Origin of the sequence: Klebsiella planticola (assembly GCF_000783935.2) — a bacterium.
Lineage (GTDB): Bacteria > Pseudomonadota > Gammaproteobacteria > Enterobacterales > Enterobacteriaceae > Klebsiella > Klebsiella planticola.
On record NZ_CP026047.1, the window covers coordinates 2,560,753 to 2,583,007 of the forward strand.

Sequence of the window (22,255 nt, forward strand, 5' to 3'; positions counted from 1 at the left end):
TCGTGAATATGTCGCCCGGATAAGCCGCTAAGGCATCATCCGGGGCCATATCCCGGTCGCACGCGGCTTCCAGGGCTTACGGGTTAGGCTGCGCCGGGAATACCGGCATTCAGAAATCGACGGGCGCGCGAAAGGTCATCGCGTTGCCGAAGGCCGGATGGGTAATGGTCAGCGTTTCGGCGTGCAGCAGCAGCCGCGGCGCCATCGCCAGCGCCTCTGGCGTCGCATAAAAGCGATCGCCAAGAATCGGATGGCCCAGCGCCAGCATATGCACGCGCAGCTGATGAGAACGACCGGTAATCGGCTTCAGGCGCACGCGGGCGCTGTTATCGTCCGCATACTCCAGCACGTGATACTCAGTTTGTGCCGCTTTGCCGGTTTCGTAACACACCTTCTGCTTTGGCCGGTTCGGCCAGTCGCAGATGAGCGGTAAATCCACCAGCCCTTCCGCTTTTTCCGGATGTCCCCACACGCGGGCGACGTACTGCTTCTTCGGCTCACGCTCGCGAAACTGACGCTTCAGCTCGCGTTCCGCCGCTTTGGTCAGTGCCACCACAATCACGCCGCTGGTGGCCATGTCGAGGCGGTGCACCGACTCGGCCTGCGGGAAGTCGCGCTGAACGCGCGTCATCACGCTGTCTTTATGCTCCTCCAGTCTCCCCGGGACGGACAACAAGCCGCTCGGCTTGTTGACCACCATGATGTGCTCATCCTGATAGAGGATAACCAGCCAGGGATCCTGTGGCGGATTGTAGTTTTCCATCGCCATATTCGCGTTCCGTTACTGGTGGGTGACCACGATTAAGCGCAGCGCATCGAGACGCCAGCCCGCCTGCGCCAGCGCGTCCATCACCTGCTGACGGTTGCTCTCAATCGCAGCAAGTTCATCGTCGCGGATGTTTGGGTTAACCGCTTTTAATGCTTCCAGACGAGAAAGTTCCGCCGACAGCTTGTCGTTGGCTTCATCGCGGGCCGCGTCGATCAGCGCCTGCGCGGCTTTGGCAACCTGCGCCTCGCCGAGCTGGAGGATCGCATGCACGTCCTGCTGCACGGCGTTGACCAGTTTGCTGCCGGTATGGCGGTTGACGGCGCTCAGCTGGCGGTTGAAGCTTTCAAACTCCACCTGACCGGCGAGGTTATTGCCGTTTTTATCCAGTAACATGCGCACCGGCGTCGCCGGCAGGAAGCGGTTAAGCTGCAGCTGCTTCGGCGCCTGAGCTTCCACCACGTAAATCAGCTCCAGCAGCAGTGTACCGACCGGCAGCGCTTTGTTCTTCAGCAGTGAGATAGTGCTGCTGCCGGTATCGCCGGAAAGGATCAGGTCCAGACCGTTGATAATCAGCGGGTGCTCCCAGGTGACGAACTGCGCATCTTCGCGGGACAGCGCGACATCACGTTCAAAGGTGATGGTGCAGCCGTCTTCCGGCAGACCCGGGAAGTCCGGAACCAGCATATGGTCGGATGGCGTCAGCACGATCAGGTTTTCGCCGCGATCGTCCTGGTTGATGCCGACAATATCAAACAGGTTCATGGCAAAGGCGATCAGGTTGGTATCGTCATCCTGCTCTTCAATGCTTTCGGCCAGCTTCTGCGCCTGTTCGCCGCCGTTGGAGTGAATCTCCAGCAGGCGATCGCGCCCCTGTTCCAGCTGCGCTTTCAGCGCATCGTGCTGCTGGCGGCAGGCTTTGATCAGCTCATCGAAGCCTTCGCTGGTTTCCGGTGCGGCAAGATAATTAATCAGTTCGTTGTGCACGCTGTCGTACACGGTGCGACCGGTCGGGCAGGTATGTTCAAACGCATCAAGCCCTTCGTGGTACCAGCGAACCAGTACGGACTGCGCGGTTCTTTCCAGATACGGAACGTGGATCTGAATATCGTGCGCCTGACCGATACGGTCGAGACGGCCAATACGCTGCTCCAGCAGATCCGGGTTGAACGGCAGATCGAACATCACCAGGTTGCTGGCAAACTGGAAGTTACGGCCTTCGGAGCCAATTTCAGAACACAGCAGCACCTGGGCGCCGGTATCTTCTTCGGCGAACCATGCGGCGGCACGGTCGCGCTCAATGATGGACATACCTTCATGGAAGACCGCTGCGCGGATCCCTTCGCGCTCGCGCAGAACCTGCTCCAGCTGAAGGGCGGTGGCCGCTTTCGCACAGATCACCAGCACTTTCTGCGAGCGGTGGCTGGTGAGATAGCCCATCAGCCACTCAACGCGCGGGTCGAAGTTCCACCATGTACCGGTATCACCTTCAAATTCTTGATAAATCTGCTCCGGGTAGAGCATGTCGCGCGCGCGCTCTTCCGCGGTTTTACGCGCCCCCATAATGCCGGAGACTTTAATCGCCGTCTGATACTGGGTGGGCAGCGGCAGACGAATAGTGTGCAGCTCGCGTTTCGGGAAGCCTTTGACGCCGTTACGGGTATTACGGAACAGTACGCGGCTGGTGCCGTGGCGATCCATCAGCATCGAGACCAGCTCCTGGCGAGCGGCCTGGGCGTCGTCGCGATCGCTGTTAGCGGCCTGCAGCAGCGGTTCGATATCCTGCTCGCCGATCAGATCGCCGAGGGTGTTCAGCTCGGTATCGCTCAGCTTGTTGCCAGCCAGCAGCAGGGCGACGGCATCGGCCACCGGGCGGTAATTCTGTTGTTCTTCAACGAACTGCTCGAAATCGTGGAAGCGGTTGGGATCCAGCAGGCGCAGACGGGCGAAGTGGCTTTCCATACCCAGCTGTTCCGGCGTAGCGGTCAGCAGCAGCACGCCCGGCACACGTTCGGCCAGCTGCTCGATTGCCTGATATTCGCGGCTCGGCGCCTCTTCGCTCCACACCAGGTGGTGCGCTTCATCGACGATCATCAGGTCCCATTCGGCATCGCACAGGTGCTCAAGACGCTGCTTGCTGCGGCGCACGAAATCCAGCGAGCAGATCACCAGCTGTTCGGTCTCGAACGGGTTATAGGCATCGTGCTGGGCTTCGGCATAACGCTCATCGTCAAACAGCGAGAAACGCAGGTTGAAGCGGCGCAGCATCTCGACCAGCCACTGATGCTGCAGGGTTTCCGGGACGATGATCAGCACGCGTTCGGCGGCGCCGGCAAGCAGCTGCTGATGCAGAATCATCCCGGCTTCGATGGTTTTACCCAGACCGACTTCATCGGCCAGCAGGACGCGCGGCGCGTGGCGACGGCCGACATCATGGGCGATATGCAGCTGGTGGGGAATCAGGCTGGTGCGCTGTCCGCGCAGGCCGCTCCACGGCATCCGATACTGCTCGCTCTGGTATTTGCGGGCGCGGTAGCGCAGCGCAAAACGGTCCATCCTGTCGATCTGACCGGCGAACAGGCGGTCCTGCGGTTTGCTGAACACCAGTTTGCTGTCGAGCAGCACTTCGCGCAGCGTGACGTTGGGTTCTTCGGTATCGAGACGGGTACCGGTGTAGGCCAGCAGGCCGTTTTCTTCATTAACTTCGTCAACCTGGAGCTGCCAGCCTTCATGGCTGGTGATGGTATCACCCGGGTTAAACATCACGCGGGTGATCGGGGAATCATTGCGCGCGTACAGACGGTTTTCGCCGATGGCGGGGAAAAGCAAGGTCACCATGCGCGCATCCAGCGCAACTACCGTCCCTAATCCCAGTTCGCTCTCTGTGTCGCTAATCCAGCGTTGACCAAGTGTAAAAGGCATATATGTTCAGCTCTTGTGTTCTTAAATTGCAGGCAATAGTTAATCTTCTCCAGGCAAGCCAGAGAGAGATCAAGATTGGGTCCAGGAATGGAAAGGGCGCTATATTACTGGATGGCAGCGCGTTCGTCACGTCCTCGTCGCCCTTCAATTTGCAGATATGGTGGCTGGAAATTGAAATGGCGAGGAAATCAAAATAGCCCCAGTTGCCCTGTTACTATTGTAGCAAAATCATCGTCGACAAAGGGAAGTATTCCTTCCGCGACCGGCTGAAGTTGCTTTGACAAATAGTGCTCATAATCGAGCGGCGACAGCTGATAATCCACCGGCTCCGGGCCGCTGGTGGTCCAGACATACTGGATGCTGCCGCGCTGCTGGTACTGCTGCGGCCTGCCCAACCTGACGTTTTGCTCATCGGCCAGCCGTGCGGCACGGACATGCGGCGGCACGTTGCGCTGGTATTCGGCCAGCGGGCGGCGCAGGCGCTTACGGTAGATCAAACGATCGTCGAGCTCACCGCTCATCAGCTTAGCAATGGTTTCCAGAATATAGTCGCGATAGGGCTGGTGGCGGAAAATGCGCAGATACAGCTCCTGCTGGAACTGCTGGGCCAGCGGCGTCCAGTCGGTGCGCACCGTCTCCAGTCCTTTGAAGACCATTCGCTGCGCCTCTCCCTCCTGAATCATTCCGGCGTAGCGTTTCTTACTGCCGGTATCGGCGCCGCGAATGGTCGGCATTAAAAAGCGGCTGAAGTGGGTTTCAAACTCCAGCTCGAGAGTGCTGGTGAGCTGGTCTTTACTCAGCTCAGCGGCCCACCAGTCGTTGACGAAAGCGACCAGCGAGCGGCCGATTTGCGTCGCCTCTTCTTCGCGATGAGGACGTTTAAGCCAGACGAAGGTGGAGTCGGTATCGCCGTAGATAACGTCATAGCCCTGCGACTCAATCAGCGCTTTGGTCTGGCGCATAATCGCATGCCCGCGCATGGTGATAGAAGAGGCCAGACGGGGATCGAAAAAACGACAGGCGCTGGTGCCGAGCACGCCATAGAAGGCGTTCATAATGATCTTCAGCGCCTGAGAAAGGGGTTTATTCTGGTGCCGTTTGGCATCATCGCGGCCGTGCCAGATTTGCCCGACAATCCCCGGCAGACAATGGCTCTGCCGCGAGAAACGGGCGCCGAGAAAACCCTCGGTGCTGTGCGCATTGTCCGGCTGCGCCATCCCTTCGATAAGCCCGACCGGGTCGATCAAAAAGGTGCGGATAATCGAAGGGTAGAGGCTTTTATAATCCAGAACCAGCACCGAATCATAGAGACCGGGGCGCGAGTCCATGACGTAACCGCCGGGACTGGCCTGCGGCGGCACTTCGCCCAGGTTAGGGGCGACGTAACCCAACCGGTGCATACGTGGAAAATAGAGATGGCTGAAGGCGGCAACGGAACCACCGTGGCGGTCGGCGGGCAGGCCGTTGACCGTGGCCCGCTCGAGCAGAAACGGCATGATCTCCGTTTTATGGAAGATACGCGTGACCAGCTCGCAGTCCTGCAGATTATAGGTCGCCAGCGCCGGTTTATCTTCGTTGAAGCGGCGGTCGATTTCGTCCATCCGATCCCAGGGATTATCTATCGCTTTCCCCTCGCCGAGCAGCTCACGCGCTACCGCCTCAAGGGAAAAAGAGGAGAAGTTCCAGAAGGCCGATTTCAATGCTTCGATACCGTCAATAATCAGCCGGCCGTTGGCCTGGGCAAAGAAGACGCCCTGCTTAAAGCCGTGTTCGCGCCACTCCAGTTCCGTATTCCCACGGCCGAGCATCAGCGGAATGCGATAGCGTTCGGCATGCTTTTGCAGGACCCGCAGGTCGAACTGGATAACGTTCCAGCCGATCAGGACATCCGGGTCGTGTTCGGCAAACCAGGCGTTGAGTTTTTCCAGCAGCTGCGGGCGGCTGGAGACGTACTCCAGCTGGAAATCGACGGCGGGAGAGGTCGCCGGTTCCGGCCCGAGCATGTAGACCACCCGTTGCCCGCAGCCTTCCAGCCCGATACAGTACAGCTCGCCGTGGCGGCTGGTTTCAATATCCAGCGACACCCACTTCAGCGGCGGCCGGTAGTGCGGGTTGGGCTTCATGCGGGCGTTGACCAACTGCGCCCCGCGCGCGTCGCCTTCGACCCAAACCGGAGCGGTAATAAAGCGCTCCATCAGGTAGCGTTCCGGCGGGCGGATATCGGCTTCATAGACGGTGATGCCGTTTTCACGCAGCTTCTTTTCCAGACGCATCAGCTGACGATGCGCGCGGCAATAGAGGCCAAAAACCGGCTGACGGTGGAAGTCTTTTAAGCTGAGCGGGGCAAGGCGTTGGCCGTTTTCGCCCTGTAGCAGGCGTTCTGCCTGGGCGCGTTGCGCCTCGGGAATAAACGCCACCGACTCCTGCGGCGGGAGGGTGATCTGAAGCGGGCCGTCGTCTGTCGCCAGCCAGAAGGACAGTTCGGTGCCCTGCGGGGTATCCCGCCAGTGACGGGTCAGTAAGAAACCTTCTCGTGGCTGGGTCACGCCGTGCTCTCATCAAATAAACCAGGCCTGATTATAGCCTGGTTCAACTGATAATGCTGGGGTTTTATACAGGTATGGCGCAACCGGGGAAATCCCGGATGGCGGCGCGGGACGCCTTATCCGGGCTACGGGGTAGAATGAGGTTACCCCGGTAAGCGCAGCGCGACCGGCGAGGCGAGGCTTACTGGCCGTAGTAGGCTTTGGCCCCGTGTTTGCGCAGGTAGTGCTTGTCCAGCAGCGTTTGCTGCATCGCGGGCAGCTGCGGCGCCAGCTGGCGGCAGAAAATCCCCATATAGGCGATCTCTTCCAGCACGATAGCGTTATGTACCGCATCTTCGGCGTTTTTCCCCCAGGCGAAGGGGCCGTGCGAATGCACCAGCACGCCGGGCATCTGCGCCGGATCAATGCCCTGTTCGCGGAACGTTTCGACGATGACGCGCCCGGTTTCCCACTCATATTCGCCGTTGATTTCCTCATCGGTCATCAGGCGGGTGCAGGGCACCGGGCCATAGAAATAATCGGCATGGGTGGTACCGGTCGCCGGAATCGCTTGCCCGGCCTGCGCCCAGATGGTGGCGTGGCGCGAATGGGTATGGACAATCCCGCCCAATGACGGGAAGGCCTGGTAGAGCAGGCGATGGGTCGGTGTATCTGAAGAGGGTTTCTTTTTCCCTTCGACCACCTCGCCGCTTTCGAGACTCACCACCACCATATCGTCGGCGCCCATTGCGCTGTAGTCGACGCCCGATGGCTTAATCACCAGCACGCCGCGCTCGCGATCGACGGCGCTAACGTTGCCCCAGGTGAGGGTGACGAGATTGTGTTTCGGCAGGGCCAGGTTAGCGTCAAGCACCTGCTGCTTTAAGGCTTCGAGCATTGCGTTCTCCTTGCCGATGGCGCTTCCCTGACCCGGCCTACCAAACCGCAGTTTGTAGGCCCGGCAAACGAAGTGCCGCCGGGCAATTGGCTGCCGTGGTTAACGTTTTGCAGCGTAATAAACTTCGTTCCAGCGCAGCGCGTCTTTAAAGGACGGCAGACGGGTTTCGTTATCGATTACCGCCAGTTCGATATCCTGTAGCTCGGCAAACTGGCGCATATCATCGAGCGTCAGCGCGTGGCTAAAGACGGTGTGATGCGCGCCACCGGCGATGATCCAGGCTTCAGACGCGGTGCGCAGATCCGGCTGGGCTTTCCACAGCGCGTTGGCAACCGGCAGCTTCGGCAGATCGTGCGGCGTCGGTACCGTTTCCACGGTGTTAACCAGCAGGCGGAAACGATCGCCAAGATCGATCAGGCTGGCGACGAGGGCCGGGCCGGTCTGCGTATTGAAGATCAGGCGCGCCGGATCGGCTTTACCGCCGATGCCCAGCGGCTGAACGTCGAGGATCGGTTTGTCTGCCGTGGCGATAGTCGGGCACACTTCCAGCATATGCGAGCCCAGCACCAGATCGTTGCCGTTATCGAAGTGGTAGGTGTAGTCCTCCATAAAGGAGGTGCCGCCCTGCAGACCGGTTGACATCACCTTCATGATGCGAAGCAGGGCGGCGGTTTTCCAGTCGCCTTCGCCGGCAAAGCCATAGCCCTGCTGCATCAGACGCTGTACGGCGAGGCCCGGGAGCTGCTTCAGGCCGTGCAAATCTTCAAAGGTGGTGGTGAAAGCATGGAAACCGCCCTGTTCAAGGAAGCGTTTCATCCCCAGCTCAATGCGCGCGGCATCGAGCACATTCTGCCGCTTATCACCGTGGATTTGCGCCGCCGGGGTCAGGCGATAGCTGCTTTCATACTCATCAACCAGCGCGCTGATCTCCCCCTCGCTGATGCTGTTGACCACCTGAACCAGATCGCCCACCGCCCAGGTATTGACCGAAAAACCGAATTTGATCTGGGCGGCAACTTTATCGCCATCGGTGACCGCGACTTCACGCATGTTGTCGCCGAAGCGGCAGACTTTCAGATGACGGGTATCCTGCTTAGAAACCGCCTGGCGCATCCAGGAGCCGATGCGCTGATGGGCGCTCTGGTCCTGCCAGTGGCCGGTGACTACGCTGTGCTGCTGGCGCATGCGCGCGCCGATGAAGCCGAACTCGCGGCCGCCGTGCGCGGTCTGGTTCAGGTTCATAAAGTCCATATCGATACTGTCCCACGGCAGCGACGCGTTGTATTGCGTGTGGAACTGTAGCAGCGGCTTATTGAGGATAGTCAGGCCGTTAATCCACATTTTGGCCGGAGAGAAGGTATGCAGCCACACCATCATGCCGGCACATTTATCATCATAGTTAGCGTCGCGGCAGATATGGGTAATCTCATCCGGCGTGGTGCCCAGCGGCTTTAACACCAGCTTGCACGGCAGCTTTGCTTCCGCATTCAGGCTGTTCACCACATGCTCGGCATGCTTCGTGACCTGACGCAGCGTTTCCGGGCCATACAAATGCTGGCTGCCAATCACGAACCATACTTCGTAGTTATCAAAAATCGTCATTTTGGTGTCCTTAATGGGTGAGAGCTGCCTGAGAAAGCGGGGCTTTGTCCGCCTTCGCAGCCGAAGGGAGATACTGTTGCTCGGCGCTGACCGACCACTGCTGGTAGCGCTGATAAAGTTGTTCAAAGCGTTGAGCCTGGGCAGGACGCGGCTGCAGGGTGCTTTCGACCTCGCTTGCCATGCTGTGCTGGGCGGTCGGGATATCCTGGTGTACGCCTGCGGCGACGGCAGCGAAGATAGCCGCGCCGAGCGCGCAGCACTGATCGGAGGCGACGATTTGCAGCGGCCGGTTCAGCACGTCACAGCAGGCCTGCATAATGACCGGGTTTTTCCGCGCAATACCGCCCAGCGCCATCACGTTGTTAACCGGGATACCCTGTTCGGTGAAGCACTCCATAATGGCGCGTGCGCCGAAGGCGGTGGCCGCCACCAGACCGCCAAAGAGCGCCGGCGCATCGGTGGCGAGATTCAGATCGGTAATGACCCCTTTCAGGCGCTGGTTGGCATTGGGGGTGCGACGGCCGTTAAACCAGTCCAGAACCACCGGCAGATGTTCCAGCGACGGGTTTTTGGCCCAGGCCTCGGTCAGCGATGGCAGCAGCTGTTTTTGCTGGGCAGCAATCTGTGTTTTCAGCTCCGGATGCTGCTGTGCCAGCTGTTCCAGCGGCCAGCCGAGAATACGGCCAAACCAGGCGTAGATATCGCCAAAGGCGGATTGTCCGGCCTCCATACCAATAAAGTCAGGGACGACGCTGCCATCGACCTGGCCGCAGATCCCCTTGACCGTGCGATTGCCCACGCTCTGTTTATCGGCGATCAGAATGTCGCAGGTGGAGGTGCCGATGACTTTGACCAGGGCGTTAGGCTGCGCGCCGGCGCCGACTGCGCCCATATGGCAGTCGAAGGCGCCGCCGGACAGAATGACGGTTTCCGGCAGGCCCAGGCGCTGCGCCCATTCGGCGCAGAGGGTGCCGACCGGTACATCGGCGGTCCAGGTGTCGCTAAACAGCGGCCAGCTCAGGTGCCGGTTGATAATCGGATCGAGTTCATCGAAGAAGCTGGCCGGCGGCAGTCCGCCCCAGCTTTCGTGCCACAGTGATTTGTGGCCGGCGCTGCAGCGGCCGCGACGAATACCCTGCGGGCGGGTGGTGCCGGAAAGCAGGGCGGGAATCCAGTCGCACAGCTCAATCCACGAAGCGGCTGCCTCGGCGACGGCGCTGTCCTGACGGGTGACGTGGAGTATTTTGGCCCAGAACCACTCGCTGGAGTAGATGCCGCCAATGTAGCGGGAGTAGTCCTCTTTACCCGGCTGATGGCACAGGCGAGTAATGGCTTCCGCCTCTTCGACCGCCGTGTGGTCCTTCCACAGCACGAACATGGCGTTGGGGTTATCGGCAAACTCTTCGCGCAGCGCCAGCACGTTGCCGTCGGCATCGATCGGCGCCGGCGTTGAGCCGGTGCTATCGACGCCGATACCCACGACCCCGGCACGCTGTTCGGCGCTTAACAATGCCAACACACTTTTCAGCGCGGCTTCCATCGATTCAATGTAGTCGCGCGGATGGTGGCGAAACCGGTTATTCGGGCCATCGCAAAACAGCCCCTCCTGCCAGCGCGGATACCACTCTACGCTGGTGGCCAGCTCCTCGCCGGTGGCGCATTCCACTGCCAGTGCGCGTACGGAATCACTACCAAAATCGAGGCCAATCGCAATTGCCATGCTGTTACTCCATGCAGAAAACCATTCATGGTGAAACAGTAGATATTCACGCCAAAAACCGTCAGGCCGTATTCGCTAATCTTATGGACTATTTTGCTATTGCATCGCAAAGTGTGACGCCGTGCAAATATTCAATGTGGACTTTTCTGCCGTATTTATAGACACTTCTGTTATGCGATAAAAGTGCTTTCATTGTGCGCTATCATCGATTTTTGCTGTGACGAGGCGGGTTTTGATCGAAATTTCAACCGCCGTCCCAGTACGGCAACCCGCGTTAGCAGTACAATGTTGAATATGGACAATTGGTTTCCATAATATATCCAGGAGAGCTGAGCCTATGGCTGAAACACAAAACGATCCGCTGCTGCCGGGCTACTCGTTTAATGCCCATCTGGTGACGGGGCTGACGCCGATTGATGCCGATGGCTATCTGGATTTCTTTATTGACCGTCCGCTCGGGATGAAGGGATATATTCTGAACCTGACGGTGCGCGGTGAAGGGGTGATTAACAATCACGATGAGCAGTTTATCTGCCGGCCGGGGGATATTTTGCTTTTTCCGCCGGGAGAAATTCATCACTATGGCCGCCATCCAGATGCCCGTGAATGGTATCACCAGTGGGTCTACTTCCGGCCGCGCGCCTACTGGCATGAATGGCTGAACTGGCCGACGATATTCGCCCAGACCGGCTTTTTCCGTCCTGATGAGCAGTGGCAGGCGCGTTTTTGCGAGCTGTTTGGCCAGATCGTTGAGGCGGGTCAGGGGGCCGGACGCTATTCAGAGCTGCTGGCGATCAATTTGCTCGAGCAGCTGCTGTTACGGCGCATGGAGGCGATTAATGAGTCTCTGCATCCGCCGCTGGACAATCGCGTGCGCGATGCCTGCCAGTACATCAGCGATCACCTCGCGGATAGCCATTTCGATATCGCCAGCGTCGCCCAGCATGTCTGCCTGTCGCCTTCGCGCCTGTCTCATCTGTTCCGCCAGCAGCTGGGGATCAGCGTGCTGGGGTGGCGGGAAGATCAGCGCATCAGCCAGGCGAAGCTGCTGCTCAGCACCACGCGTATGCCCATCGCCACGGTAGGGCGCAACGTCGGGTTTGAAGACCAGCTCTACTTTTCGCGGGTGTTTAAGAAATGCACCGGGGCCAGCCCCAGTGAATTCCGTGCCGGGTGTGAATAAAACGTAAAGAAAATGAAATGTTGCGCCGGATAATTGTCACAACCAGTAAACTATCCAGACAATTGATGACTTGACGAAGGCGCGACGGCTCCGGAGAATCCGTGCTTCGTTTTGATACCGGGCACATTATGCAAGCATTGCTGGAACATTTTATCACCCAGTCTACGGTCTATTCCCTGATAGCCGTGATGCTGGTCGCCTTCCTTGAATCACTGGCGCTGGTGGGGCTGATATTACCGGGAACGGTGATGATGGCCGGGCTGGGGGCGCTGATTGGCAGCGGAGACGTCAATTTCTGGCAGGCGTGGCTGGCGGGGATTATCGGGTGTTTACTCGGCGACTGGATCTCTTTCTGGCTCGGCTGGCGGTTTAAAAAACCGCTCCATCGCTGGTCTTTTATGAAGAAAAACAAGGCGCTGTTGGATAAAACGGAACATGCGTTGCATCAGCACAGCATGATCACGATTCTTATCGGCCGCTTTGTTGGCCCGACGCGGCCGCTGGTGCCGATGGTCGCCGGCATGCTCGATCTCCCGCTGGCGAAGTTTATTCTGCCCAATATTATTGGTTGCCTGCTGTGGCCGCCGCTGTACTTCTTGCCGGGTATTCTGGCCGGCGCGGCGATTGATATTCCCACCAATGAGCACAGCGGCAGCTTCAAGTGGCTGCTGTTGGCTGCCGCGCTGCTGGTTTGGCTGGCGGGCTGGCTGTGCTGGCGCTTGTGGCGCAGCGCGAAAATGCGCGATCGCCTGACGCGGCTCTTACCTCGCTCGCGTCTGCTGTGGCTGACGCCGGTGACGGTGGTTCTCGCCGGCGCAGCGCTAACCCTGGTGATTCGCCATCCTCTGATGCCTGTCTATCTCGATATTCTGCACAAGGTTATCGCGCGCTAATACCTAACAGGTGAGAGGCGCTGCTGTTGCCGCTGAGCAACGTTTCGGTCGCGCCGTCCCAGGCTATCCGCCCGTCGGCCACCACCAGCGAGCGCGGCGCGATGCGGGCGGCATCTTCCACGCTATGTGACACCATCAGCAGCGTCAGATGCTGACGCTGACAGACATCGCTCACCAGCGTCAGCATCTCCTGGCGCAGTGCGGGGTCGAGTGCAGAAAAAGGCTCGTCCAGCAGCAGGACCGGCTGTTCCCGGACCAGACAGCGCGCCAGCGCCACGCGTTGGCGCTGTCCGCCGGAGAGCTCGCCCGGTAATCTGTCCAGCAGTGAATCGATGCTCATTTGTCCGGCTATCGTCTGCAGGCTGGCGGTCTGCGCCGGGTTAAGCTTCAGCCCCGGATGCATCCCGAGAGCGATATTCTGGCGGACGGTAAGATGATGAAAGAGATTGTTTTCCTGAAACAGCATCGATACCGGACGCCGGGCCGGCGGCGTAGTGGTATGAGGCTGGTCGTTAATCAGAATCGTGCCGCTCACCGGGGGGAGAAAGCCGGCGATCAGATTGAGCAGCGTGCTTTTGCCCGCGCCGCTGGGGCCGAGCACGGCGAGGCGTTCACCCTGCTGGACGGAGAGCGTGAAGCGCATCGGCAGATGCTGGTAAAGCCAGGTCACATCATTCAGTTTTAACATCACGTCCCGGAAGTCTCTCAATCACGGTAAAGAGTAAAAAGCACAGCAGTAGCAGCAGCAGGGCAGTGACGGCGCCATCCTGGCTACGATAAGAGCCAATTTGCTGGTACAGATAGAACGGCAGCGTACGGAATTGTTCGTTACCGAACAGCGCCACGGCGCCGAAATCGCCGATGGACAGGACGCAGGCAAACGCCAGCGCCTGGGCCAGCGGACGCTTTAATGCGCGCAGCTCGATAACCCTCAAGCGGGTAAAACCGCTCATGCCCAGAGAGTGACAGAGCATACCGTAGCGGACGGCAATATCGCGCATCGGGTTTTCCAGCACCTTCAGGGCATAGGGGATAGCCATCAGCGCATTGGTGAAGATCACAATCCCGTCGGCGGAAGCCGGCAGTCCAATACTGTTATTGAGCAATAAAAAGAAGCCGGTCGCCAGCACGATTCCCGGCATTGCAAGGATCAGCATACCGCTGAGTTCCAGCGTCTGGCCCGCCAGCGGTCGCTTACGAAGACGCAATTCACGGCTGCTCCACAGCAGCATCATCGTTAACATGACGCTGAGCAGACCGGCGGAAACCGCGATGCGTAACGAAGTGCAGAATGCCTGCCACAACGCGGGCTGCGCCAGGACGCTGAGCAGGTTGTTATTCAGACCGTCGACCACGACCGCCAGCAGCGGGGGCAGCAGTAACAGTAGCGTGAGAACGATCAGCGCGGTATCGCTCAGGCGACTGTGCAGGCGATCGTCCGGATCGCGCCAGCCGTGAACTTGCGTGGTGCCGATAGCAACGGCCTTGCTCAGGCGCTGGGCGAGAAGCACCAGCCCAAGACAGCAGACCATCTGGATCAGCGCCAGCATCGCCGCACGGGCCGGGTCATAATCAAAGTTCAGCGCCTGGTAGATTGCCAGCTCAATCGTTGTGGCCCGTGGGCCGCCGCCGAGCGACAGCACGGTGGCAAAGCTGGCGAAGCAGAGCATAAAGATCAGTGCCGCGACCGGGGGAATTTGCCGCCGTAGCCAGGGCCACTCCACCAGACGGAAAAAGTGGTAGCCGCGCATGCCCAGCTGGGCGGCGATCTGGCGCTGCTCTCCGGGGATATTCTCCAGCGCCTGCAGCAGCAGCCGGGTTGCCATCGGCATATTGAAAAAAACGTGCGCCAGCAGGATGCCTTGCAGTCCATACGGCGAGAAATCCCACTGCCAGCCGACGGCGTTAAACAGTGTCGCCAGCCAGCCCTGACGGCCATAGACGCTGAGAATACCAAAGACGGCCACCAGTACCGGCAGAATCAGCGTCATGGCGCACAGGCGCAGCAGCAGCGTACGCCCCGGGAAGCGACGACGATAGAGAGCGCGGGCGAGAAAAATCGCCGGTACGACGGAGAAGAGCGCGGAGAGAAACGCCTGCCAGAAAGAGAAACGGATAACGTGCCACAGATAGCTGTCGCTGAAAATCGAACGCCACGACGCCTCCGGCGCACTGCCCCAGAGCGCGAGGAATGCGGCCAGTGCGACGGCGACCAGCAGCGCAGCGGCCGTCAGACCCGGCGCCAGCCAGCCGATATTTAGCGGCTGACGGCGCGTTGCCATGCATTAATCCAGTTTTGACGTTCTGCGGCGACCTGCTGCGGGGTATATTCCAGCGTGGTTTGCGGTTTCGGTAAGGTCTCAAAGCCCGCGGGTAGCGCAACCTGGGTGACCGGATACATCCAGTTGCCGGTCGGGATGGCATTCTGGAACGCCGGAGACACCATAAACTTGAGGAATTTCTCCGCCAGCTCCGGTTGTTTGCTGGCGGCGGTGCGCGCGGCGACTTCAACCTGCAGATAGTGGCCTTCGGCGAAACTGGCGGCCGCGTACTGGTCTTTTTTCTCTTCAATGATGTGGTAGGCCGGCGATGTGGTGTAGCTAAGAACCAGGTCGCTTTCCCCTTTAAGGAACAGACCGTAGGCCTCGCTCCAGCCTTTGGTGACGGTGACGGTTTTCGCCGCCAGTTTTTGCCAGGCTTCCGGCGACTGCTCGCCATACACTTTTTGCATCCACAGCAGCAGCCCCAGACCCGGGGTGCTGGTGCGGGGATCTTCGTAGATCACGCGCCATTTTTGATCGCTTTCCACCAGCTCTTTCAGGCTTTTCGGCGGGTTTTTCAGCTTGTTTTTGTCGTAGACAAAGGCGAAATAGCCGTAATCAAACGGCACAAAAGTGTCGTTATCCCAGCCGCCCGGGACCGTGACCGCGCTGGCCGGTACCTGGCTTTTGGCGAACAATTTGCTCTGCGTAGCCGCTTCCAGCAGGTTGTTATCCAGGCCGAGTACCACATCGGCTTTGCTATTCTTACCTTCCATCCGCAGACGATTAAGCAACGAAACGCCATCTTCCAGCGCCACGAACTTCAGTTCACAGTTGCAGTCGGCTTCAAAGGCTTTTTTCACTACCGGTCCAGGGCCCCAGTCTGCCGAAAAGGAGTCATAGGTGTAGACGGTGAGTACAGGTTTAGCAAACGCGGGAACGGCGACCAGCGCCAGCAGCGGGAGTAATTTTTTCAACACTTTGCACCTCATAAACAAGGGGGGGCAAAGGATTTTGAGTAGGCCTCAAATCCCTTCGCCGGCGTTATCCGGATCAGGTTCGACGGGTATTTTCTCAGCCTATACACTTCATTCTTCGCGCTGCCTCTGCGTTAGCATCGCGTGTTCACCCCAGTCACATAGTTTTCTATGCTGCTGGAGATTCACTTGCTTGCCGTCTTGATGCAACCCGAATGAGATTATGTACGTATATCAGCACCCCGTTGAGAACGGCGATAGTGTAATGATTTTGTGAACTGACGGAAAGCGCTTCAGCGCCTGCCGGGAGGGCTATCAGGGATCCGGCGGCGCAAACCATGCGGATTTGAAATCAAACCAGCCGAGCGTATTCATTCTTACGCCACGCATACTGCGCTGCCCCTGGATCATCAGCCAGTGGTGGATCAGCGGCACGATGGTTTGATTGGCCAGCAGCTGCTGGCTCCAGGTCGCCGGGTTGAGCTCGCCCGCGTGCCAGCGACGGGCATCCTGCTCCCAGTCGACAGGAATACAATGTCGTATCAGCGGGACCTCATACAGTAAGGCAAACAGAGAAAAATCAATCGGTAGGGTAAAGTTGGCGCTGTTTAACCAGATATCGCTGACCACCTCGCCACGGTGCCACTCTTCGTATTCCAGCTCCTGAATCTCCAGCGTGACCTGATGCTCCGCCAGCAGTGTTGCCATGATCCCGCCCATCACGCGGTGTTCGACGTGATCCCGATAGTAGGTGAGGGTGACAGACTCCAGCCCCGGCGGTTTTTCACAGGCATGACTGCGAGCGTGGTGCCAGCGGGGCAGCAGACCATAGGCCGGGAACCAGTTGCCCTGGTACTGTTCACCGGCGTGATACAGCAGATTGGCGGGCTGTAGCAGATAGCTGAGCCACTGGCGAACCGCGAGATTGCTGCCGAGGGGAGTGCGGGCATCAAACAGCAAATAGTAGCACCCTTCCTCCAGCCGGCTCTCAACCGCTTTCTCACTTTGCGTGGTCCCCTGTAGCGTCAGGCCGCCGTTGGGCTCTTCGCTAATCTCTGGCAGGACCCAGACGTTAACTTCATCAATTAACGCCCGGTAACCGAAATAATCGTCAAAAGCATGGATCTTCAGCTGGTTTTGATTGTTGCGCACCACCGCATAAGGCCCGGTACCTACCGGCATTGCCGAGAAATTCTCCATCGACTGCCATTCACGCGGCAAGACGACGGCCGACACCTGGCCGAGCAGCCACGGTAGCCAGCGATCGGGTTGCGTCAGATGTATATCCAGCGTCCAGGCGGTGGGGGAGGCAATACGTTCAATATGTGAGTAGAGCGGCAGATTGTTGCTGCGCTGCAACGAAGCAATGACATCCTCCATCTCCAGCTCTCTCCCGTGGTGAAAATGAATGCCGGGGCGGAGAAAAAAACGCCAGTGGGTGGGCGTAAGCTGCTGCCAGTGGTGCGCAATATCGGCTTCCAGTTCCCCGTTTTCCTCATTTACCCGCGTCAGGGCGCTAAAGATCTGCCTGGCGATATGGTTTTCCGAGCGGCGCAGCGCGCTGCCGGGGAGCAGGTTTTTCATCGGCCGGTAGTAGAGAACGCGCAGAATATGCCGCCCCTGTCGGAAGCTGCGGCCCAGATGCGAGACCAGCATCTGACGAACCGCGGCCTTATCGCCCACCAGCTGGACCAGCTGATCGATACGATCCTGTTCCAGCAGATCCTCGGCCCGCTGCTGCTGCAGCGCCAGGCCGGTATACAGGAAAGCCAGCTTTGAACGCTTGCCGCGCCCGGCTTCCGCTTCCCAGGTTAACCAGCCGCGTTCTTCCATCATATTCAACAGCGTACGCATATGGCGGCGCGAGCAGCAGAGCATCTCCGCCAGTTCGTTAAGGGTTGTCTCCTGCGATTTACCTTCGCAGCACTGCCATAAGCGGATGAACTGTTGTTGCAGACGAGCAGAAGACATAAAAGGGGAACTCCTGATGAAAACTCAGCAATTTATTAATCCCTATATTAGGCCAATAATGCATTCCGATGAAGCGAGGAGGTGAATATGATGAGGTCTACCGCGAAACAGTTCTACCAACGCTACTTTTCTGCGACGCAGGACGCGTCATGGCTGGCCCGCCTGATGGCAGGGAGACAGCAGAAGATTCTTGGCGAGCTGATGCAGTGGGGAGTTACGTCACAGACCTCTGATCATTGACTTGCCTACATCATGTGTGACTGAGTATTGGTGTGTACTTATCCTCTTTCAGACCCAGGCCAGTTGACTGAGCCATAACGTTTCGGTCGCCAGCCTGTCACTTGAAATAGATAGAGTATAAAATCACCCGCCAGCAGATGACTTCTGCTGGCTTTTTTCGTTTTCTTCGCGTGCTTTAAGGACATGACATGCTCTGGTTGATGACGATGGGACGGCGGCTTAACGGTGTATACGCGGCGTTTATGCTGGTCGCTTTTATGATGGGTATTGCGGGCGCGCTGCAGGCGCCAACCCTCAGCTTGTTCCTCAGCCGCGAGGTGGGCGCACAGCCTTTCTGGGTCGGCCTGTTTTATACCGTGAACGCGATCGCCGGTATTCTGGTGAGTCTGGCGCTGGCGAAACGTTCCGATAGCCGGGGGGATCGTCGGCGGTTGATCATGTTCTGCTGTCTGATGGCGGTGGGCAACGCGCTGCTGTTTGCGTTTAACCGTCACTACTTAACATTGATCACCTGCGGGGTGATGCTGGCGTCGATTGCCAATGCCGCGATGCCTCAATTGTTCGCCCTGGCGCGGGAATATGCCGATAGTTCGGCGCGGGAAGTGGTGATGTTCAGCTCGGTCATGCGTGCCCAGCTGTCGCTGGCGTGGGTGATCGGGCCGCCGCTGGCCTTCATGCTGGCGCTGAACTATGGCTTTACCACCATGTTCGCGATTGCGGCCGGTATTTTCGTGATTAGCCTGGCGTTAATTGCCGTTAAGCTGCCGTCGGTTGCCCGGGTGGAACAGCCCACGGAAGCGGCGGGCGTCGTAGTGCAGGCCGGCGGCTGGCAAGATAAAAACGTGCGTATGCTGTTTATCGCGTCGACGCTGATGTGGACCTGCAACACCATGTATATCATCGATATGCCGTTGTGGATCAGTAGCGATCTTGGCTTGCCGGATAGTCTGGCCGGGATCCTGATGGGGACGGCGGCCGGGCTGGAGATCCCGGCGATGATCCTGGCGGGGTATTACGTCAAGCGCTGGGGTAAACGTAAAATGATGGTCGCTGCGGTGGCTGCCGGCGTGCTGTTTTATCTTGGTCTGATCGTGTTTCACGATCGTAGCGCGCTGCTGGCGCTGCAGCTGTTTAACGCCATTTTTATCGGTATTGTCGCCGGGATTGGCATGCTGTGGTTCCAGGATCTGATGCCGGGGCGGGCCGGGGCGGCCACGACGCTGTTTACCAACAGTATTTCCACCGGGGTGATTCTCGCCGGCGTGCTGCAGGGAGCGTTGTCGCAAAACTACGGCCACGCCAGCGTGTACTGGGTCATTGCCGCCATCTCGCTGCTGACGCTGTTTTTGACCAGCAAAGTCAAAGATATTTAGCCAGACGCCGCACCGCAGACTGCTGTGATGCGGCGTGCTTTCAGGACAGAATATTCATCATTTCCCGCAGCTGACGCACGGCAATTTGTCCGGGCGCCGACGCCTGGCCCACGCTGCCAAACGTCATCGCTGAGCCGAACAGGCGCCCGGTGACCCGGCTGACGCCGCCCAGTTTGCCCATCGACATCGTGATTAACGGGCGAGTGGCGTACTGCTCTTTCATGACCAGCGTGGCGGACAGTAATGTCAGCACGTCTTGTGGCGACTGAGGCATGACCGCTATTTTCGGCAGATCGGCGCCCAGCTCCTGCATGCGGCGTAGCCGGGCGATGATCTCTTCCTGCGGCGGTGTTTTTTGGAAATCATGATTGCTCATAATCACTTTCACCCCGGCGGTATGAGCTTCGGCGATCAACGCCCGGATCGGCGCTTCATCATTGAAGAGCTCAATATCAATGATGTCCACCAGCCCGCTGGCGACGGCCAGGCGATTGAGGGCGAAGTACGCGTCATCGCCGAGCTCCGTTGCACCCCCCTCTTTGTGGCTACGGAACGTGAACAGCAGCGGTATATCGGCGAGCAGCCGGCGAATCTCCGTCAGCGCCAGCAGGACCTGCTGCTGGTCATGGACGCGGATAAAGTGGTCGACGCGCCATTCGATAAGATCGGCCCCGGCCTCCGCCAGCGTAAGGGCATGGGCTTTCAGCTCATCGAGCGTCTGGCCGATGAGCGGCACGCAGATTAACGTAGCGCCTTCCTGAAAGGTGATATTTTTAATGGTGACAGCTGTCGTCATGTGAGGGTCCATCGGTCAGGGCCGGGCGGGCGTATTTCGGGTCATCATCCGCGCGAAAAAAGCTAAAAAAATGCCCGGTCACAGGACCGGGCTCGGGTATCAACGGCGTGGTTAGTTCATAAAGGCCGGCAGTTTGTTTTCGTAGGCTGAAATCGCCTCTTCGTGCTGCAGCGTCAGGCCGATGCTATCAAGTCCGTTGAGCATACAGTGGCGGCGGAAGGCATCAATTTTAAAGCTGTAGGTTTTGTCACCCGCTTTCACCAATTCGGATTCCAGATCCACTTCGAACGTCATACCGGGGTTCGCCTGGACCAGCTTGAACATCTCGTCGACCTGTTCATCGCTCAGCGTCACCGGCAGCAGCTGGTTGTTAAAGCTGTTACCGTAAAAGATATCGGCGAAGCTGGGGGCGATAACCACTTTAAAACCGTAATCGGTTAATGCCCACGGCGCATGCTCACGGGAGGAGCCGCAGCCGAAGTTTTCCCGCGCCAGCAGGATCGATGCGCCTTTATACTCCGGGAAGTTCAGGACGAATTCCGGGTTGGGCTGTTGTCCCCGATCGTCAAGAAAACGCCAGTCGTTGAACAGATGCGCGCCAAAACCGGTGCGCGTCACTTTCTGCAGGAACTGCTTAGGAATGATCGCATCGGTATCGACGTTTGCGGCATCCAGCGGAACCACCAGGCCCGTATGTTGGGTGAATTTCTCTGCCATGATGGTCTCCTTATTTGATGTCGCGGATATCGGCGAAATGGCCGGTCACGGCTGCCGCTGCGGCCATAGCCGGGCTGACTAAGTGGGTACGTCCGCCGCGGCCCTGACGGCCTTCAAAGTTACGGTTGCTGGTTGATGCGCAGCGCTCGCCGGGATTCAGGCGATCGTTGTTCATGGCCAGGCACATGGAGCAGCCCGGCAGGCGCCATTCAAAACCGGCTTCGATAAAGATCTTATCCAGGCCTTCGGCTTCCGCCTGAGCTTTCACCGGGCCAGAACCCGGAACCACTAATGCCTGTACGCCCGGCGCGACCTTACGGCCTTTAGCGACTTCGGCCGCGGCACGCAAATCTTCAATACGCGAGTTGGTACAGGAGCCGATGAACACTTTATCGATCGCTACGTCGGTTAACGGGATACCCGGCTTCAGGCCCATATAGGCCAGCGCTTTTTCCGCGCTCGCCCGCTCGACCGGATCGGCGAAAGAGGCCGGGTCGGGAATCATCTCGGTGACGGAGATGACCTGGCCGGGGTTGGTGCCCCAGGTAACCTGCGGGGCAATCTCTTCAGCCTGCAGGGTCACGACGGTATCAAAGGTGGCGTCAGCGTCGGTTTTCAGGGTTTTCCAGTATTCAACGGCAGCGTCGAAGTCCTGGCCTTTTGGCGCATGCAAACGGCCCTTCACATAGTTAAACGTGGTTTCATCCGGCGCGACCAGACCGGCTTTCGCACCCATTTCGATGGCCATATTGCACAGCGTCATACGACCTTCCATGCTCAGATCGCGAATGGCTTCACCGCAGAACTCCACCACGTGGCCGGTGCCGCCGGCGCTACCGGTTTTGCCAATGATGGCCAGCACGATATCTTTGGCGGTGATGCCCGGCGCCGCTTTGCCATTAACTTCAATCTTCATGGTTTTGGCACGGCCCTGCTTCAGGGTCTGAGTCGCCAGGACGTGCTCAACTTCGGAGGTGCCGATACCGAAAGCCAGCGCGCCAAACGCGCCGTGAGTGGCGGTGTGGGAATCGCCGCAGACGATGGTCATCCCCGGCAGGGTGACGCCCTGTTCCGGCCCCATCACGTGGACGATACCCTGGTACGGGTGGTTCAGATCGTACAGCTCAACGCCGAACTCTTTGCAGTTTTTGATCAGCTCCTGCATCTGAATGCGCGCCATTTCACCGGACGCGTTGATATCTTTCGTCTGAGTGGAAACGTTATGGTCCATGGTAGCGAAGGTTTTCCCCGGCTGACGAACCTGACGGTTGTGCGCGCGCAGGCCGTCAAAGGCCTGTGGCGAGGTCACTTCATGCACCAGATGACGATCGATATACAGCAGCGGGGTTTCGTTTTGCGCCTCATAAACGACATGCGCATCAAACAACTTTTCGTATAAGGTCTTCGCCAT

General features: G+C 58.6%; 17 protein-coding genes. 4 read left to right on the forward strand and 13 right to left on the reverse strand.

Annotation, left to right across the window (positions count from 1 at the left end; genetic code table 11):
• Positions 1-109 precede the first annotated feature (109 nt).
• The 6 genes from rluA to araB form a co-directional block, all read right to left on the reverse strand.
• Positions 110-769, reverse strand: a complete 660-nt coding sequence (rluA, locus tag MC50_RS12435; RefSeq protein WP_032689506.1) for a bifunctional tRNA pseudouridine(32) synthase/23S rRNA pseudouridine(746) synthase RluA — start codon at positions 767-769, stop codon at positions 110-112.
• A 12-nt stretch (positions 770-781) separates the two neighbouring features.
• Complete coding sequence (rapA, locus tag MC50_RS12440) at positions 782-3,688, reverse strand: RNA polymerase-associated protein RapA (protein ID WP_047664029.1); 2,907 nt, start codon at positions 3,686-3,688, stop codon at positions 782-784.
• A 188-nt stretch (positions 3,689-3,876) separates the two neighbouring features.
• Entirely contained in the window at positions 3,877-6,234 is a 2,358-nt protein-coding gene (gene polB / locus MC50_RS12445; protein ID WP_032689503.1) for a DNA polymerase II, read from the reverse strand.
• Positions 6,235-6,415: 181 nt separating this feature from the next.
• The gene (gene araD, locus MC50_RS12450; RefSeq protein ID WP_032689502.1) at positions 6,416-7,111 is read right to left on the reverse strand and encodes an L-ribulose-5-phosphate 4-epimerase; all 696 of its coding nucleotides are present in this window, start codon (positions 7,109-7,111) and stop codon (positions 6,416-6,418) included.
• A gap of 99 nt (positions 7,112-7,210) precedes the next feature.
• Entirely contained in the window at positions 7,211-8,713 is a 1,503-nt protein-coding gene (gene araA, locus MC50_RS12455) for an L-arabinose isomerase (protein WP_032697249.1), read from the reverse strand.
• Positions 8,714-8,723: 10 nt separating this feature from the next.
• A complete protein-coding gene (gene araB, locus MC50_RS12460) occupies positions 8,724-10,433 on the reverse strand; it encodes a ribulokinase (protein WP_047664031.1) in 1,710 nt (569 codons plus the stop codon).
• Positions 10,434-10,770: 337 nt separating this feature from the next.
• On the opposite strand from araB, the gene araC reads away from it, so the two are divergent.
• Both araC and MC50_RS12470 read left to right on the forward strand, forming a co-directional pair.
• Positions 10,771-11,616: an arabinose operon transcriptional regulator AraC gene (araC, locus tag MC50_RS12465; RefSeq protein ID WP_004857813.1), complete on the forward strand. Its 846-nt coding sequence runs from the start codon at positions 10,771-10,773 to the stop codon at positions 11,614-11,616.
• Between the two features lie 128 nt (positions 11,617-11,744).
• Positions 11,745-12,509, forward strand: coding sequence for a DedA family protein (locus tag MC50_RS12470; RefSeq protein WP_032689573.1), 765 nt, complete (start codon positions 11,745-11,747; stop codon positions 12,507-12,509).
• On the opposite strand, the gene thiQ is transcribed toward MC50_RS12470, so the two are convergent.
• The 4 genes from thiQ to sgrR all read right to left on the reverse strand — a co-directional run bounded on the left by thiQ (position 12,496) and on the right by sgrR (position 17,718).
• Positions 12,496-13,197: a thiamine ABC transporter ATP-binding protein ThiQ gene (thiQ, locus tag MC50_RS12475; RefSeq protein WP_047664033.1), complete on the reverse strand. Its 702-nt coding sequence runs from the start codon at positions 13,195-13,197 to the stop codon at positions 12,496-12,498. The two genes, MC50_RS12470 and thiQ, sit on opposite strands and share 14 nt — an antisense overlap.
• Positions 13,181-14,791 carry a thiamine/thiamine pyrophosphate ABC transporter permease ThiP gene (thiP, locus tag MC50_RS12480; RefSeq protein WP_032697250.1) on the reverse strand — a complete coding sequence of 537 codons (1,611 nt, stop codon included), beginning with the start codon at positions 14,789-14,791 and terminating at the stop codon, positions 13,181-13,183. Before thiP ends, thiQ begins: the two co-directional genes overlap by 17 nt.
• Positions 14,767-15,750, reverse strand: coding sequence for a thiamine ABC transporter substrate binding subunit (thiB, locus tag MC50_RS12485; protein ID WP_047664035.1), 984 nt, complete (start codon positions 15,748-15,750; stop codon positions 14,767-14,769). Before thiB ends, thiP begins: the two co-directional genes overlap by 25 nt.
• A gap of 312 nt (positions 15,751-16,062) precedes the next feature.
• Positions 16,063-17,718, reverse strand: a complete 1,656-nt coding sequence (gene sgrR, locus MC50_RS12490; protein WP_046853103.1) for an HTH-type transcriptional regulator SgrR — start codon at positions 17,716-17,718, stop codon at positions 16,063-16,065.
• Positions 17,719-17,805: 87 nt separating this feature from the next.
• On the opposite strand from sgrR, the gene sgrT reads away from it, so the two are divergent.
• On the forward strand, positions 17,806-17,958 hold the full coding sequence (gene sgrT, locus MC50_RS12495) for a glucose uptake inhibitor SgrT (RefSeq protein WP_004857824.1): 153 nt from the start codon (positions 17,806-17,808) through the stop codon (positions 17,956-17,958).
• Between the two features lie 188 nt (positions 17,959-18,146).
• A complete protein-coding gene (locus tag MC50_RS12500) occupies positions 18,147-19,331 on the forward strand; it encodes a sugar efflux transporter (protein WP_032697252.1) in 1,185 nt (394 codons plus the stop codon).
• A gap of 40 nt (positions 19,332-19,371) precedes the next feature.
• Here the strand turns inward: MC50_RS12500 and aroD are convergent, their stop codons facing one another.
• The 3 genes from aroD to leuC form a co-directional block, all read right to left on the reverse strand.
• Positions 19,372-20,127, reverse strand: a complete 756-nt coding sequence (aroD, locus tag MC50_RS12505) for a type I 3-dehydroquinate dehydratase (RefSeq protein WP_047664038.1) — start codon at positions 20,125-20,127, stop codon at positions 19,372-19,374.
• A gap of 111 nt (positions 20,128-20,238) precedes the next feature.
• On the reverse strand, positions 20,239-20,844 hold the full coding sequence (gene leuD / locus MC50_RS12510) for a 3-isopropylmalate dehydratase small subunit (protein ID WP_032689493.1): 606 nt from the start codon (positions 20,842-20,844) through the stop codon (positions 20,239-20,241).
• Positions 20,845-20,854: 10 nt separating this feature from the next.
• Positions 20,855-22,255, reverse strand: a complete 1,401-nt coding sequence (gene leuC, locus MC50_RS12515; protein ID WP_032689492.1) for a 3-isopropylmalate dehydratase large subunit — start codon at positions 22,253-22,255, stop codon at positions 20,855-20,857.

Coding starts and splice junctions, on each gene's coding strand:
- thiQ (WP_047664033.1), bottom strand. CDS start 13,197: ATGTTAAAACTGAATGATGTGACCTGGCTTTACCAGCATCTGCCGATG.
- MC50_RS12470 (WP_032689573.1), top strand. CDS start 11,745: ATGCAAGCATTGCTGGAACATTTTATCACCCAGTCTACGGTCTATTCC.
- araD (WP_032689502.1), bottom strand. CDS start 7,111: ATGCTCGAAGCCTTAAAGCAGCAGGTGCTTGACGCTAACCTGGCCCTG.
- MC50_RS12500 (WP_032697252.1), top strand. CDS start 18,147: ATGCTCTGGTTGATGACGATGGGACGGCGGCTTAACGGTGTATACGCG.
- araA (WP_032697249.1), bottom strand. CDS start 8,713: ATGACGATTTTTGATAACTACGAAGTATGGTTCGTGATTGGCAGCCAG.
- sgrT (WP_004857824.1), top strand. CDS start 17,806: ATGATGAGGTCTACCGCGAAACAGTTCTACCAACGCTACTTTTCTGCG.
- aroD (WP_047664038.1), bottom strand. CDS start 20,127: ATGACGACAGCTGTCACCATTAAAAATATCACCTTTCAGGAAGGCGCT.
- rapA (WP_047664029.1), bottom strand. CDS start 3,688: ATGCCTTTTACACTTGGTCAACGCTGGATTAGCGACACAGAGAGCGAA.
- rluA (WP_032689506.1), bottom strand. CDS start 769: ATGGCGATGGAAAACTACAATCCGCCACAGGATCCCTGGCTGGTTATC.
- leuD (WP_032689493.1), bottom strand. CDS start 20,844: ATGGCAGAGAAATTCACCCAACATACGGGCCTGGTGGTTCCGCTGGAT.
- araC (WP_004857813.1), top strand. CDS start 10,771: ATGGCTGAAACACAAAACGATCCGCTGCTGCCGGGCTACTCGTTTAAT.
- araB (WP_047664031.1), bottom strand. CDS start 10,433: ATGGCAATTGCGATTGGCCTCGATTTTGGTAGTGATTCCGTACGCGCA.
- sgrR (WP_046853103.1), bottom strand. CDS start 17,718: ATGTCTTCTGCTCGTCTGCAACAACAGTTCATCCGCTTATGGCAGTGC.
- leuC (WP_032689492.1), bottom strand. CDS start 22,255: ATGGCGAAGACCTTATACGAAAAGTTGTTTGATGCGCATGTCGTTTAT.
- thiP (WP_032697250.1), bottom strand. CDS start 14,791: ATGGCAACGCGCCGTCAGCCGCTAAATATCGGCTGGCTGGCGCCGGGT.